Annotated in this window: 10 protein-coding genes and 1 tRNA gene; 7 read left to right on the forward strand and 4 right to left on the reverse strand. The window is 57.6% G+C overall.

Going from position 1 to position 13,590, the window contains the following annotated elements; genetic code table 11:
* Nucleotides 1–6 precede the first annotated feature (6 nt).
* The gene (locus ACEWPJ_RS11420; protein WP_416513196.1) at nucleotides 7–696 is read right to left on the reverse strand and encodes a UTRA domain-containing protein; all 690 of its coding nucleotides are present in this window, start codon (nucleotides 694–696) and stop codon (nucleotides 7–9) included.
* A 414-nt stretch (nucleotides 697–1,110) separates the two neighbouring features.
* Between ACEWPJ_RS11420 and ACEWPJ_RS11425 the strand changes: the two genes are divergently transcribed.
* Nucleotides 1,111–1,368 (forward strand): hypothetical protein, encoded by a 258-nt coding sequence (locus ACEWPJ_RS11425; protein ID WP_416513197.1) that lies wholly within the window; start codon nucleotides 1,111–1,113, stop codon nucleotides 1,366–1,368.
* A 110-nt stretch (nucleotides 1,369–1,478) separates the two neighbouring features.
* Here ACEWPJ_RS11425 and ACEWPJ_RS11430 read toward each other — a convergent pair whose 3' ends face one another.
* A complete protein-coding gene (locus ACEWPJ_RS11430; RefSeq protein ID WP_416513198.1) occupies nucleotides 1,479–1,802 on the reverse strand; it encodes a hypothetical protein in 324 nt (107 codons plus the stop codon).
* Between the two features lie 213 nt (nucleotides 1,803–2,015).
* Between ACEWPJ_RS11430 and ACEWPJ_RS11435 the strand changes: the two genes are divergently transcribed.
* From ACEWPJ_RS11435 to ACEWPJ_RS11445, 3 genes are all read left to right on the forward strand, one after another.
* Entirely contained in the window at nucleotides 2,016–5,234 is a 3,219-nt protein-coding gene (locus ACEWPJ_RS11435; protein WP_416513199.1) for a site-specific DNA-methyltransferase, read from the forward strand.
* 3 nt (nucleotides 5,235–5,237) lie between these two features.
* Entirely contained in the window at nucleotides 5,238–8,015 is a 2,778-nt protein-coding gene (locus ACEWPJ_RS11440; protein WP_416513200.1) for a BPTD_3080 family restriction endonuclease, read from the forward strand.
* A gap of 534 nt (nucleotides 8,016–8,549) precedes the next feature.
* On the forward strand, nucleotides 8,550–8,741 hold the full coding sequence (locus ACEWPJ_RS11445) for a helix-turn-helix transcriptional regulator (protein WP_416513201.1): 192 nt from the start codon (nucleotides 8,550–8,552) through the stop codon (nucleotides 8,739–8,741).
* Nucleotides 8,742–8,816: 75 nt separating this feature from the next.
* On the opposite strand, the gene ACEWPJ_RS11450 is transcribed toward ACEWPJ_RS11445, so the two are convergent.
* Nucleotides 8,817–8,903: transfer RNA gene (locus ACEWPJ_RS11450), tRNA-Leu, on the reverse strand.
* Nucleotides 8,904–9,030: 127 nt separating this feature from the next.
* Nucleotides 9,031–10,374 carry a peptidoglycan-binding domain-containing protein gene (locus tag ACEWPJ_RS11455; RefSeq protein ID WP_416513202.1) on the reverse strand — a complete coding sequence of 448 codons (1,344 nt, stop codon included), beginning with the start codon at nucleotides 10,372–10,374 and terminating at the stop codon, nucleotides 9,031–9,033.
* 148 nt (nucleotides 10,375–10,522) lie between these two features.
* Between ACEWPJ_RS11455 and lipB the strand changes: the two genes are divergently transcribed.
* From lipB to ctaD, 3 genes are all read left to right on the forward strand, one after another.
* Nucleotides 10,523–11,185: a lipoyl(octanoyl) transferase LipB gene (gene lipB, locus ACEWPJ_RS11460; protein WP_416513203.1), complete on the forward strand. Its 663-nt coding sequence runs from the start codon at nucleotides 10,523–10,525 to the stop codon at nucleotides 11,183–11,185.
* An 87-nt stretch (nucleotides 11,186–11,272) separates the two neighbouring features.
* Nucleotides 11,273–11,758, forward strand: a complete 486-nt coding sequence (locus ACEWPJ_RS11465) for a c-type cytochrome (RefSeq protein ID WP_416513204.1) — start codon at nucleotides 11,273–11,275, stop codon at nucleotides 11,756–11,758.
* A 146-nt stretch (nucleotides 11,759–11,904) separates the two neighbouring features.
* Nucleotides 11,905–13,575 carry a cytochrome c oxidase subunit I gene (gene ctaD, locus ACEWPJ_RS11470; protein ID WP_416513205.1) on the forward strand — a complete coding sequence of 557 codons (1,671 nt, stop codon included), beginning with the start codon at nucleotides 11,905–11,907 and terminating at the stop codon, nucleotides 13,573–13,575.
* Nucleotides 13,576–13,590 lie beyond the last annotated feature (15 nt).

Consider the following 13,590-nt stretch of genomic DNA (forward strand, 5'->3'; position numbering starts at 1 on the left):
GCCCGCCTAAAGCGCCGTCGTCATCTTGTATCCGCGTGCGAAATATAGCCGGGCGTGGGTGATGTTTTCCCCGTTCAGCCATGTCGTGCGTTCGACTGTGAACACCGCGTCGCCTTCGCTCTGATCGAGGAAATCGGCAACGTCCTGCGTCGCGTTCGTCGCGGAAAACGCGATTTCGGCCTCGGAGAAGGGAACTTCGCGGACCAGCCATTCGTTCGGCCCGATATCCTCGAAATCCTGCGTCCGCGCTTTCGGGATCGTCGCCAGATTGATCCAGCGATCTTCAAGCTGATAGGGCGTGTTTGCGGCGAAATGCATACATTTCAGGTGCAGCACCTCGCCCCCCTTGGGGATTTTCACAAGCGCACGCAACCATCCCGGCGCGGCGATGATTTCACGTTCGACAAGGGCGTAGCGGTATTCGGCCCCGGCTTTTTTGATCTCTTCCCGGATCAGCGAAATTGAAAAACGGGCGTTGCGGGTCGGAGACGCCTTGACGCGGGTTCCCGCTTTCCGGCGACGTTCAAGGATACCTTCGTCCACAAGCTCTCGCATAGCGCGGTTGACGGTCGCCCGGGCACAGCCAAACTCCTCTGCCAGCTCAATCTCGCCGGGCAGACCCGCGCCTGGGGGCCAGATATTCTGCCTGATCCGGTTGAGCACATCGGCCTTTATGTCGAGATAGCTCGTCCGCAATAGCTGTGCACCTTGCTGTTATGTCTGTAGTTAATATGGCTTTTGTCTAAACCCAGACAATGCCAATCGCAAGCTGTTCGTCAGTTTGAACAGCCATCAACACAACCATGCAAAGTGTCCCCAGCGTGTCCCAATTTGTGTCTCAGGAGGGCGCTAACATCATGATATATTTGAAAAACAATGCCCTCAAGGGGCTGTTCTGGTGCGGTCGAGAGGCACCGAACACCCGCAAAAACAAAAACATTTGAGAACAGACTTGAACAAGCTTCCCACCGTATGTATCTGAATACAAAGTGGAAAGCGTCCATTGACGCACACTCCGACACAAACAAATCACAGCAACCCCTGGCATGCTAGATGGCAGGCTGATTGTGCGGTCGGCCTCACCTGAAATCGTTATACAGGAGCCGTGCTATGAAGCTTACGGCAAAGGGCTTTAGATCTGGTGACTGGAAGCACCTGATCGAGCGCTGGTGCGGGCGATATATCAGTGACGATGACGTTCAAGTGGCTGCCCTTATGCATCCAAACATTCAAGGAAAATTCCCAAGCCTCAACATCGGGAAACGGTTGGTTCTCCCAAACGAGCGACGGCTAAAGTCCATACGACAAGCTGGCGCTCACTCCTATGAATCAGCAAGCGGCGACCGCTACGCTCACATTGAAGCCTGACAAGAGGTCAACTGGAAAGGAATTTATCGATGTTCAGCATCATTGGGCGAAAGGCCCGGAGAATGAAAGCCGACTATGAGGCCGCTGAGAGGCAAACTCTCGAGATCATCTCAAACGGCGATCGAGAGTACCCCACCTGGATTAACGATCCAAAGTGACAAAAAACCTTTGCGACGTCCACTTTGGAGGAAGCCGTGAATAATGGCATGTCCCACGAACAGGCCAAGATCTGGTTTTCTCAACAGGACGTCGCTGACGGTATCATGACTATGACCGCTCAACTCGAAAAAGCGAACTTCAGTAAGCTGGATCAGATATCGGGCGCAATGGAGTTCACGGGCAAGCTGGCCGCGGCTCAAGCCCGTCACTGGAACACATGAAGTGACCACATAATTTGGCATGGCCCAAAAATGCCCAACGACCTCGGATACCATTTCATGCTCCGCCAACACCCTTTGGGCAAACGCCCCCCCCGGGGTGCTTGAACCAGAGGCAACACCTCCCCACCCCTTCAATTCGATGAACCAGAGGAACACCACTACACCCGTAGGAGATAGCACTACCGAAAGAACCCGGTGGGCATCTGCTCAACCTCAGATTACGTTGTGCAAGAATCGTGTAATATTCCAGAGATTTGAGCAGCCCTAATGTCCGATCCCCTTGCAAACCTGATCCTGTCGCTCACGCCCGACGATGGCAGTACCATTGGCAACGGGGCAATGTACGCACTCTTGCAAGACCGGATGCCTGGCATCTCGGAAGAGGCCTACCAGACCACTCGCGACAGCCTGATCGACCAAGGGCTGTTGGTCAGGGGCAAAGGCCGCGGTGGGTCCATTGCAAGAAATCAGAAATATTCCGGAAATGCCGATGACGACACGTTTCAGCTGCAACCCACCGAAGCCCCTCAACTGCGCCAACGCGCGTCAGCAACGCGCAAACCTGGCGCGAAGCGGCGGGATGATCCGACCGAGGTGCTGTCGTATCGGCACGGCGAAACCCGCGTGAACAACCCCGAGGTGGGAATGGTCCATGCGGACACGGACCCGGATGGGGAAAAGACGCCTTGGCAGTATGATCCGCATCTGGACCCGGTGCTGAACTTTGACTCTGCGCGCGGGGCGATTGAGACGCTGATTGATGATGCACTGGCCAGCGATGATCCGGTGCGGATGAAGGACGCGTTGACAGAACTCAAACGCTTGCAGGCCCCCTACCTGAACTGGACGGGCAAGGCGGAGAAGACGAGCTTTGAGGTAGATACCGTATCGCTCCATGTCCATGAACGGGTGGACCCGGCGACGATCCTGGCGAATGCAGCCAAGCGGCTGAAGGGGCAGGACGCAAGCGCGCAGTGGCGGCAGCCGGACCTTTTCGCGGCCCCGTTCGAGAACCTGCCGCTGCGCCAGGCGCTGGATTTCTACCACCACGAAAAGGGCTGGTCGAACCGGCTGGTGGCGGGTGACAGCCTTCTGGTGATGAACTCGCTGCTTACCAAGGAAAGCATGGGCGGCAAGGTTCAGATGATCTACATCGACCCGCCATATGGGATCAAATACGGGTCAAACTTTCAACCATTCACCAACAAGCGCGATGTGAAAGACCGGTCAGACGCGGACCTGACGCAAGAGCCCGAGATGATCAAGGCGTTCCGCGACACATGGGAACTGGGCATCCATTCCTACCTCACCTATCTGCGCGACCGGCTGATGCTGGCGCGGGAATTGCTGACCGAGAGCGGGTCGGTGTTTGTGCAAATTTCAGATGAGAACGTGCATCGCGTTCGCGCTGTTCTAGACGAGGTGTTTGGTTCAGAGAATGCCATTTCAGAGATTGCCTTTCGGACGACATCTAGTCTGGGCGGTGACTTTATCGGGAAGAGCTTCGATTACATTCTTTGGTATGGCCGCGACAAAGCCAAAACTAAGTCGCATGATTTGTTTACTCCTAGAGGAATCGAGGACGATGTTGGTGGCCGCTACACGCGCTGCCAGTTGTCGGAGTATTCACGCCGGACGATGACAAAGCCCGAAAAGGCGCAACCTGAATCGCTTCCTGAGGGAGCAAGGGTCTATCGACACGACAACCTGAAATCGCAAAGCGGATCAGAAGCCTCCGATTTCCCGATCTTGCATCAAGGTGTGTCTTTTCGTTCGGGGAAGGGATTCTGGAAAACTAATGTTCTGGGTATCAGCCGGCTGGAGCGTTCGTGGCGTCTCGCAGCCCCAACACAGAACTCAGTCAGCTACGTCCGCTTCATTGATGATTTTCCTTACACGGGTTTGGCTAACGTCTGGGGCGACACGCAAACTGGCGCTTTCACGGCCAGCAAAGACTACGTTGTCCAGACGAATGAAAAGGTCATCGAACGCTGCCTCCTGATGACCACCGATCCCGGCGATCTGGTGCTTGATCCCACCTGCGGCTCCGGCACCACCGCATTTGTCGCCGAGAAGTGGGGGCGGCGTTGGATTACCTGCGACACCTCTCGCGTGGCGATCACGCTGGCCAAACAGCGGTTGATGACCGCTAGTTTCGACTATTACGCGCTGCGCTATCCGCATGAGGGGCTGTCAGGTGGGTTTGACTATGAAACCGTGCCGCATATCACGCTGAAATCCATCGCCAACAATCCAGACATCGACACGATCTATGACGAGGATCACCCCAAGATCACGGCGGCGCTGGAGGCTCTGAACGCCGCGCTCAAATCCGCGCCCCCGCTGCCGATCAAACCCACCCAAGGTTATCGCAAGGGCAAGCAGGTGTCGTTCCGCGATGGCGACGTGCTGGAGGAATGGGAGGTGCCCTTTGATCTGCCCGAGGGTTGGCCGGAAGCGGCCAAGGCCTCGTTCGAGGCCTTCCACAAAGCCCGTCAGGCGATGCAGCGCCGCATGGACCAGTCCATCGCCGATCACGCCGATCAGGAAACGCTCTACGACAAGCCCCGCATCGACAAAAACAAGCTGCGCATCACCGGCCCCTTCAGCGTCGAGGCCGTTCCTGCGCCCACCGTGCTATCGCTGGACGAAAGCCTGCCCGCGGAAGAGGCCGACAGCACCGTCGCCCGCTCTGGCGAAACCTCGCGCCAATCACTCTGGCGCGACGAGCTGTTGAAAACCGGTGTGCGTGGCAAGGGCGGCAACATGATGCGCTTTGCCGAATTCGAGGTGATCCCCGGCACCAAGTTCCTGCACGCCAGCGGATCGCTTACCGATACGGGCGAGCGCGTGGTGGTCAGTTTCGGCCCAGAGCACGCTGCATTGGAGCAGCGCCAGGTCGAAGAGGCGATGAACGAAGCCTACACGCTGATGCCCAAGCCCAAATTCCTGCTTTTTTGCGCCTTCACCTTTGATCCGGAGGCCGCCAAGGACATCGACGAGATGAACGTGCCGGGCATGACCTTCCTCAAGGTGCAGATGAACACGGATATGCTGACCGAGGATCTGAAAAAGGCGCGATCCTCGAACCAGTCCTTCTGGCTGATGGGTCAGCCCGAGGTCGATGTGCGCAAGCGCGCTGACGGGATGTGGGAGGTCGAGGTGCATGGCTTTGACTACTTCAACCCCAAGACCGGCGAGATCGAGGGCGGCGGCACCAAGCAGATCGCCATGTGGTCGCTGGATACGGATTACGATCAACGGTCGCTCATGCCGCATCAGGTGTTCTTCCCCATGGCGGACGCCAAGGGCGGCTGGAATCGGCTGAAAAAGACGATCCGGGCAGGGTTGGACGAAGACCTGCTGGAGCAGTTCCACGGCACGGTGTCGCTGCCGTTCGAGACCGGTGACAACAAGCGGATCGCGGTGAAGATCGTGGATGATCGGGGGATTGAATCCCTCAAGATCGTCGCGCTGGAGGGATAGGACATGTCCCTGATCATCAACCGCCCGTGGGAGCGGCCAGAGCAGCATTGGGTCGAGGGCAAAGGCGGTAAGCTGGAGATCAAGCCAGAGCGGCGGCCAGCGAGTTATGAGGTGTTTGACGCACGCAACAACACCAAGCGGACTGAGGTGCTGGCTATGGTCAACACGATCCGCGACCGCGTGGATCAGTGGCGCGAGGATGGCTGTCCCGGCGTGACCATTGTGACGCGCAAGCTGTTGGAGCATTGGCACGATGAGACGGCGCGTCAGCACCCGTTCTATTTCTGCCAGCTTGAGGCGATTGAGACGCTGATCTGGTGGGTCGAGGGCGCTGAGGCCTACAAGCAGGGCATCCATGTGCCCGGCGATGGCGGGGCCTGGGAACGTCTCTGCAACAAGATGGCCACCGGCGCGGGCAAAACGACTGTGATGGCGATGATCATCACCTGGCAGGTGCTAAACGCCCTGACATACCCGAAGCGCAACAAGGATTTCAGCCGCGCAGTGCTCATTGTGGCACCCGGCCTGACGGTTAAGGGCCGGTTGCAGGTGCTGATGCCCAGCGAAGGCAGCTACTACGACGAATTCAACCTCTGCCCGTCGGAGTCGATGCGTCAGAAGCTAAACCAGGCCGAGGTGCTGATCGAAAACTGGCACACGCTGATGCCCTTGAAAGATGTTCAGCGGTCGGTCGTTCAGAAAGGCAAAGAGTCAGACGAGGCCTTCACCCGCCGCGTTCTGGGCAAGCTGGCTGCGCATAAGGACATCATCGTCATCAACGACGAGGCGCATCACGCCTACCGCAAACCGCCAGAGGTGAAGATTTCGAAGAAACAGGCTGCGGATCAGGGGATCGATCTGGACGAGGCGACGCGCTGGATAGAAGGCCTGGACCGTATCCACAAAACCCGGCGCATTCAGCGCTGTTTCGATCTCTCAGCGACACCGTTTGCGCCAACCGGGAAACGGAACACTGACACCGCGCTCTTCGGCTGGATCGTGTCTGACTTCGGGTTGAACGATGCGATTGAGGCTGGGCTGGTCAAGACACCCCGCGTGGTCGTGCGAGACGACGCCTTGCCTGACACACAAACCCTGCGTTCACGGCTTTACCACCTGTATCGTGATCCCAGCGTTTCCGAAGACTTGAACAGAGCCAAGGCAGAGCCACATGAAGCGTTGCCCAAGCTGGTACAGGACGCCTACACATTGCTGGGCGCGGATTGGCGCAAAGCGCGGAACCAGTGGGAAAGGCAAGGGCACCACTCCCCACCCGTGATGCTCACGGTCTGCAACCGGACCGAAACCGCTGCAAGAATTGAGCATTATTTCAATAATGGTGATGCCAATTGGCCAGAGCTGCAATCGCCCGATCAGACACTTCGGGTGGACTCGAAAGTCTTGGAGAAAGCGGAACTGGGTGACACAGCCGCGTCCGATAAGGGCTATGACGAGCGCCTCAGGAAAATCGTAGATTCCGCGAATATTCCGGAAATGTCGCGACGGCGGCTTTCGATTATGAAGAAAGAGGAACTGCTGCGCGAAATCATCGACAATGTTGGAAAACGTGGGGGCGCCGGGCAAGACCTGCAGAACGTCATATCCGTTGCAATGTTGTCCGAAGGCTGGGACGCCAAGAATGTCACACATATTATGGGCTTGCGCGCTTTCACATCTCAGTTGCTTTGTGAACAAGTCGTCGGGCGAGGCTTGCGTCGTGTCTCATATGACACCGATGAAAACGGCTTGTTCCTTCCAGAATATGTGAACGTCTTTGGCGTTCCCTTGACAGTATTTGAGACCGATGAAGGGGGCGACGCCCCACCCCCACCAAGACCTTCAACCCAGATTGAGGTTTTGCCTGAACGCGCCAACCTGGAAATTCGCTGGCCCAATATCTTGCGGGTGGAAACAGTCATGAAGCCCGAGCTTCAAGTGATTTGGCAGCAGGTGCCCCCTCTGGTTCTGGATCCGAGCGAAACACGGATCACAGCGGAACTTGCCCCCGCGCTTGGTGGCGCAGCAGATATGGGCAGCATTTCGGCCATCGACCTTGAGCAGCTCCCGGACGGCTTTCGATTGCAGCGCGTCGTTTTTCAAGCCACCCGAAAGGCCTTTGCAGACCTAAAACACGGGTTTACGGCACCCCCAGAGTATCTGGCAGCACAACTGGTTCGGATCACCGAGGCTTTTCTCGGGTCCAGCAAGCTGGAGATCCCGTCACTGTTCCACAATGATCGCTTGCGACGGCAAATCTTGATCGCCTTGAATATCGATCTGATCGTTCAGCATCTGCTGCGCCATGTAAAGGAGCAGAACACAGAGAGACTGACACCCGTCTTCGACGAGGAAATCCCGATTGGCGCGACCGGACAGATGCGGACTTGGTTCACGACGAAACCCAACTTCCCTGCCGTGAAGTCGCACATTAGTCACCTGGTTGGCGATTCCACTTGGGAAGGGCATGCTGCAAACGTGTTTGAGGGCAGCGGATCTGTTGTCGCGTATGCCAAGAACGATCACCTTGGCTTTCAGGTCTACTACATGTGGGCCGGATCAAGACGCCGTTACGTCCCAGACTTTCTTGTTCGGCTGAACAACGGGAAGACCCTCGTGTTAGAGATCAAAGGCCAAGATAGCCCCCAGAATAGAGCTAAGAGGGAAGCGCTGGGTCAATGGGTCAATGCAGTGAACATGACCGGCGGCTTTGGTCAGTGGTGCTGCGATGTTGCCTTCGCTCCAAACCAGATGCAGGACATCATTGCCAAGCATTCTCACTGATAAAACCACGTGAGCAATTCCCCGTTTACGGTGATGAAAATGCCAGAACCTAAATGTCGCCAAGGTTGTCTTGCCGCCTATACACCGCCTAAACATCAAAACCCGGTCTTACCAAAGAAGTGTTCAAATCGACTCTCATTCAACCAACCCGAACCAGAGGCAAACCGAACACTGATGACAGCCTAAAGATCAAACTTTGATGGCAGCACAAGCCTGCACGACAAGCCACCTAAAACAAGATTACTGCAATACTTCGGGCATGCTGAAATCCGCATGATTATCTATATAAATTTTTGAAATTAATTGTATTTTCTGTTGCGCGGCCAATGTTGTTCTCGTATGGATTGATTTGTGGTTGAACACCATGATCGCCACCATTGAGACGTCTTGATGACCAAGGCTGCAAAGCCAGTCAGAAAGCATGACTGCAGCGCATACGCTGCTCTCTGGTTCCCCAAATGTAGATCCGTCGGCGTCCAGCTGGACAACGCTCCGGCTCTTGAGCATTGGCCCCGACACCATGAGGACCACATCATGACATCGAAAACTGAAAATCTTCCCCTCCTGCTAAACGTGCAGCAAGTCGCGGCATTGCTTGGCTGCCACAAGAACACGATCTGGAATCGTGTTCGCACTGGGTCCATCCCGAGCCCCATCAAATGGGAAGGCAAGACTGTTTGGAAGCTGAAGGAGATCGAGGTCTTCGTCGACCAACTCGCCGCGTAAGTGGCATGCCAATTGGCAGGCTGCGCAGCAGCCTGTCGGCTGACGCTTTTCTTTTCAGCATCTTACGAAGAATGATGGTGCGGTCGAGAAGACTCGAACTTCCACGGGTGTTACCCCACAGCGACCTCAACGCTGCGCGTCTACCAATTCCGCCACGACCGCACGTGATCAGGTAGGCTCGCGCCGTATAGCAATGGGTTTGGGGGATGTGAAGAGGGTTTTTTTTCCCCGAAATCGCAATTCGCGTTCGGCGGGGTGGTCGGGGGGCGTTTTGGCCCCCCGATCCGCTTTATTGATCGACAGAGAATGTCGGCAGCGTCGTCACCGGTTGCACCGCTTCGGGCGACGGAATCGCCGCTTGATCGCCCTGCCCGTTCATCTGAAACGCAGCTTTGCGGATCAGCGATGTGCGGTCCGGGTTGCCCGGCGCGAACACCGATGTTCCGCCGTTTTCCAGCGCGTCAAATCCGACCTGATACCAGGCCAGCGCCAGATCCGGGCGGGTCGATGTGCCGAAGCCTTGGGTCAGGTGATGGCCCATCAATTCGCCGTAAGCCTGTTCGCCAAGCACCGTCAGCAAAAGGGCCGATCCCAGCGTGACATCCATATTATCCGTGCGATAGCCGACGGACAGGCAGATCTTCGCGGTGCCGGATAGCTGCGCCGGCGACATGCCGGTCGACAGGATAAAGCCGCTGACGTCCTGCATGACCTCGGTATGCGGTTTCAGCGACAGCGCCGCGACGTGGTCTTTCATCGCCGGGCCGAACGCTTCGCATTGGGTGGCGATGTCAGCGCTGGTCGCGCCCTGGACGTTTGAGGCGAGCTGTTCGCCTTCGGCAATCGCGTAGGTGCGTGCAAGGCAGAACTGTTCGTTCAACGCGAAAGACGGGTCGGACATCGACGCCTCTGTCACGAATCCGCCATTGCTGTTGGTCAGCAGGCTGACCTGATTGCAATGCGAGGCGAGCGACACCTGCGCGCTGTCCCCGGCAAGGAAGTTCGGCAGTGCGGCGAACGTGGTCGCGCTGTCATCCGTCGCGACTGCGTCACCGCCTTCCGGGTCGGCTTTCAGCGCGAGCACGCCCTCTTCAGATCCTTCCGGGTCGCCATTCGGCAGCACTTTGCCGCCCTGAACCGGCGCGGTTGCGGTCGTAATGCCCGCAGCCTCATCCCGATAAAGATGCAGCAAACCACGCGAACCGTTCGGGTTTGATGCTATTTGCTGCGACGTCGTTATCCCGCCGGAAATGGCGCGATGATAGCTTCCGACAAGGAATTGACGCTCATACTCCGTCAACTGCCCGGTCGCGGGATAGCCCATGAAAACCTGATAATTCGACGCAGCCGCACGGGTCCGACGACCAAACACGCCGTCGGGCGAACCAGCCGGGAAGCCAAAGTAATTGAGCGATGTTTGCACTTCGCGATTTTGCTGCCGCTGGGCGGAACTGACGCGCGGCGCGGTGCGGCGCACGGTCGTCCGGCGATTCTGCTGTGCGCGGTTGCGGTTGCCTTCGTTCACGATGGCGCCGCCAATGATCCCGCCGATGATGCCGCCGACGATATCGCCGCCATCAGCCGCGACGCGACCCGCCGGTGTCACGGCCAGTGTTGCGGCGATGCATGTCATTACAATCTGCTTTGAAAACATCTCTCTCCTCCGATAATACCCTTAAATGCAATCGCCTGATCTTAGCACAGCTATTGCGGTTTCACGTTAAAAAAGTCTTTCCTGAACACTATATCAGAAGACTCTACGGCCAATTTTCGGGGGCGCAATGGTGGAATGGATTACCTCTGACGGGCTCACCCCCTATGAGGACGCGGTCGCAAAGATGGAGTCGCGGGCCGAACGAATCGCCCGTGGCGAGGCGGATGAAGCCGTCTGGCTGGTCGAACATCCGCCGCTTTATACCGCCGGAACCAGCGCCAATCCCGCCGATCTGACCGACCCGGATCGCTTTCCGGTATTTCCGACGAAACGCGGCGGGCAATACACCTATCACGGCCCCGGACAGCGGGTTGCCTATGCGATGCTGAACGTCGGTGCGCGCGGGCGCGATGTGCGGAAATTCGTGAACCAGCTTGAGGAATGGGTGATCGCCACCCTTGCCGAGTTCAACGTCACCGGCGAACGGCGGCTGGGCCGCGTCGGTGTTTGGGTCGTCCGTCACGACAAACCCCTGACCGCGGCCGGAGAGCCGCCCGAAGACAAGATCGCCGCGATCGGCGTGCGCCTGCGCAAATGGGTCAGCTTTCACGGGGTGTCGATCAACGTCGATCCCGACCTTAGCCATTTCGACGGAATCGTGCCCTGCGGCATCCGCGAACACGGTGTGACCAGCCTCGTCGACCTGGGCCTGCCGGTGACGATGGCCGATGTCGATGTCGCGCTGATGCGCTGCTTTGACCGGGTGTTCGCCGCCGAACAGGACGCCTAGCGCGCCCTGCGACATCGCCTACCCTTTAACCTCCCCCGAGAATCGTGGCAGGCTTTACCACCTAAAGTCACAACTCACGAGGTTCCCATGAAGACCGTAGCCATGATTGCCGCACTCGCCGCATCCACAGCCGCGTTGCCCGCCTTTGCCGAAGGCGACCCCGCAGAAGGCGAAGACGGCTTCAAACGCTGTAAGTCGTGCCACATGGTCGTCGACGGCGACAACGAAATCCTCAAGGGCGGCCGCACCGGCCCGAACCTGTTTGGCATTGTTGGCCGTCAGGCCGGCACCGTCGAAGATTTCAACTACGGCGATGATCTTGTTGCCGCAGGCGAAGCGGGCCTTGTCTGGGACGAAGAAAATCTTGTCGCCTACATGACCGACCCGACCGCCTTCCTGCGTGAATTCCTTGAAGACGACAGTGCGCGGTCGAAAATGACCTTCAAACTGCGCAATGGCGGCGAAGACATCGTGGCGTTCCTTGCCTCTGTCGCGCCTGACGCTGGCGAAGGCATGGAAGAGGGTGCCGAAGAAGAGGGCGAAGAAGCGGAAAGCACCGAAACATCCAATTGACGCCCATGCTCGTATAAAGAACGACAAAAAAACGCGCCCCGCGGCACTTAGGAACATTGCCCGCGGGGAACAACCGTTCTAATACAGGGTCGGAACGTGCCGCAGAGTCTGCTCTGCGCCTTAATTTTGGGAACTGGGAGGCAGATATGGCCGACGCAGCCATTCATGGCCACGAACATCACGACGAACGCAGCTTCTTCACCCGCTGGTTCATGTCAACGAACCACAAGGATATCGGTATCCTTTACCTCTTCACCGCAGCGGCGGTTGGCCTGATCTCGGTCATCTTCACCGTTTACATGCGGATGGAGCTGATGGAACCCGGCGTTCAGTATATGTGCCTTGAAGGCGCACGGATGATCGCCTCTGACGCGGTCTGCACCCCGAACGGACACCTTTGGAACGTGATGATTACCTATCACGGCGTCCTGATGATGTTCTTCGTGGTGATTCCGGCGCTGTTTGGCGGCTTCGGCAACTACTTCATGCCGCTCCAAATCGGTGCGCCGGATATGGCGTTCCCGCGGATGAACAACCTTAGTTTCTGGATGTTTGTAACCGGTGTGGCGCTTGGCGTTGCGTCGCTGCTGTCTCCGGGTGGCAACGATCAGCTTGGCTCTGGCGTGGGCTGGGTGCTCTATCCGCCGCTGTCGACGACCGAAGGCGGCTATTCGATGGACCTTGCGATCTTCGCGGTTCACGTGTCCGGTGCCTCGTCGATCCTTGGCGCGATCAACATGATTACGACCTTCCTCAATATGCGTGCCCCGGGCATGACGCTGTTCAAGGTGCCGCTGTTTAGCTGGTCAATCTTCATCACCGCATGGATGATCCTGCTGGCGCTGCCTGTGCTTGCAGGCGCAATCACCATGCTGCTGACCGACCGAAACTTCGGCACGACGTTCTTCGATCCGTCCGGCGGCGGCGATCCAATCCTCTACCAGCACATCCTCTGGTTCTTCGGCCACCCCGAGGTTTACATCATCATCCTGCCGGGCTTTGGCATCATCAGCCACGTCATCGCCACGTTCAGCCGCAAGCCCGTGTTCGGCTACCTGCCGATGGTCTGGGCGCTGATCGCGATTGGCGCACTCGGCTTCGTTGTCTGGGCGCACCACATGTATACCGTGGGGATGAGCCTGACGCAGCAGTCCTACTTCATGCTCGCAACGATGGTCATTGCGGTGCCAACGGGGGTCAAGATCTTCAGTTGGATCGCGACGATGTGGGGCGGTTCGATTGAGTTCAAGACGCCGATGCTGTTCGCCTTCGGCTTCCTGTTCCTGTTCACCGTCGGCGGTGTCACGGGCGTTGTGCTGGCGCAAGCCGGCGTCGATCGGGCCTATCACGATACCTACTACGTCGTGGCCCACTTCCACTATGTGATGAGCCTTGGGGCCGTCTTCGCGATCTTTGCCGGGATGTATTACTGGTTCGCCAAGATGTCCGGCCGCCAGTATCCGGAATGGGCGGGCAAGCTGCACTTCTGGATGTTCTTCATCGGCGCGAACCTGACCTTCTTCCCGCAACACTTCCTGGGTCGCCAAGGTATGCCGCGTCGCTACATCGACTACCCCGAAGCGTTCGCCTACTGGAACGTCTGGTCCTCCTACGGCGCATTCCTGTCCTTTGCCTCGTTCCTGCTGTTCATCGGCATCGTGTTCTACACACTCTTCGCCGGGAAACGCGTGACCGAGAATAACTACTGGAACGAATACGCCGACACGCTGGAATGGACCCTTCCGACCCCGCCGCCCGAACACACGTTCGAGCAGCTTCCGAAGCAAGAAGACTGGGACAAGGGCCACGCGCACTAAGTCGAAAGATCAAAC

The organism is Aliiroseovarius sp. YM-037 (assembly GCF_048060095.1).
GTDB lineage: Bacteria > Pseudomonadota > Alphaproteobacteria > Rhodobacterales > Rhodobacteraceae > JBLUOA01.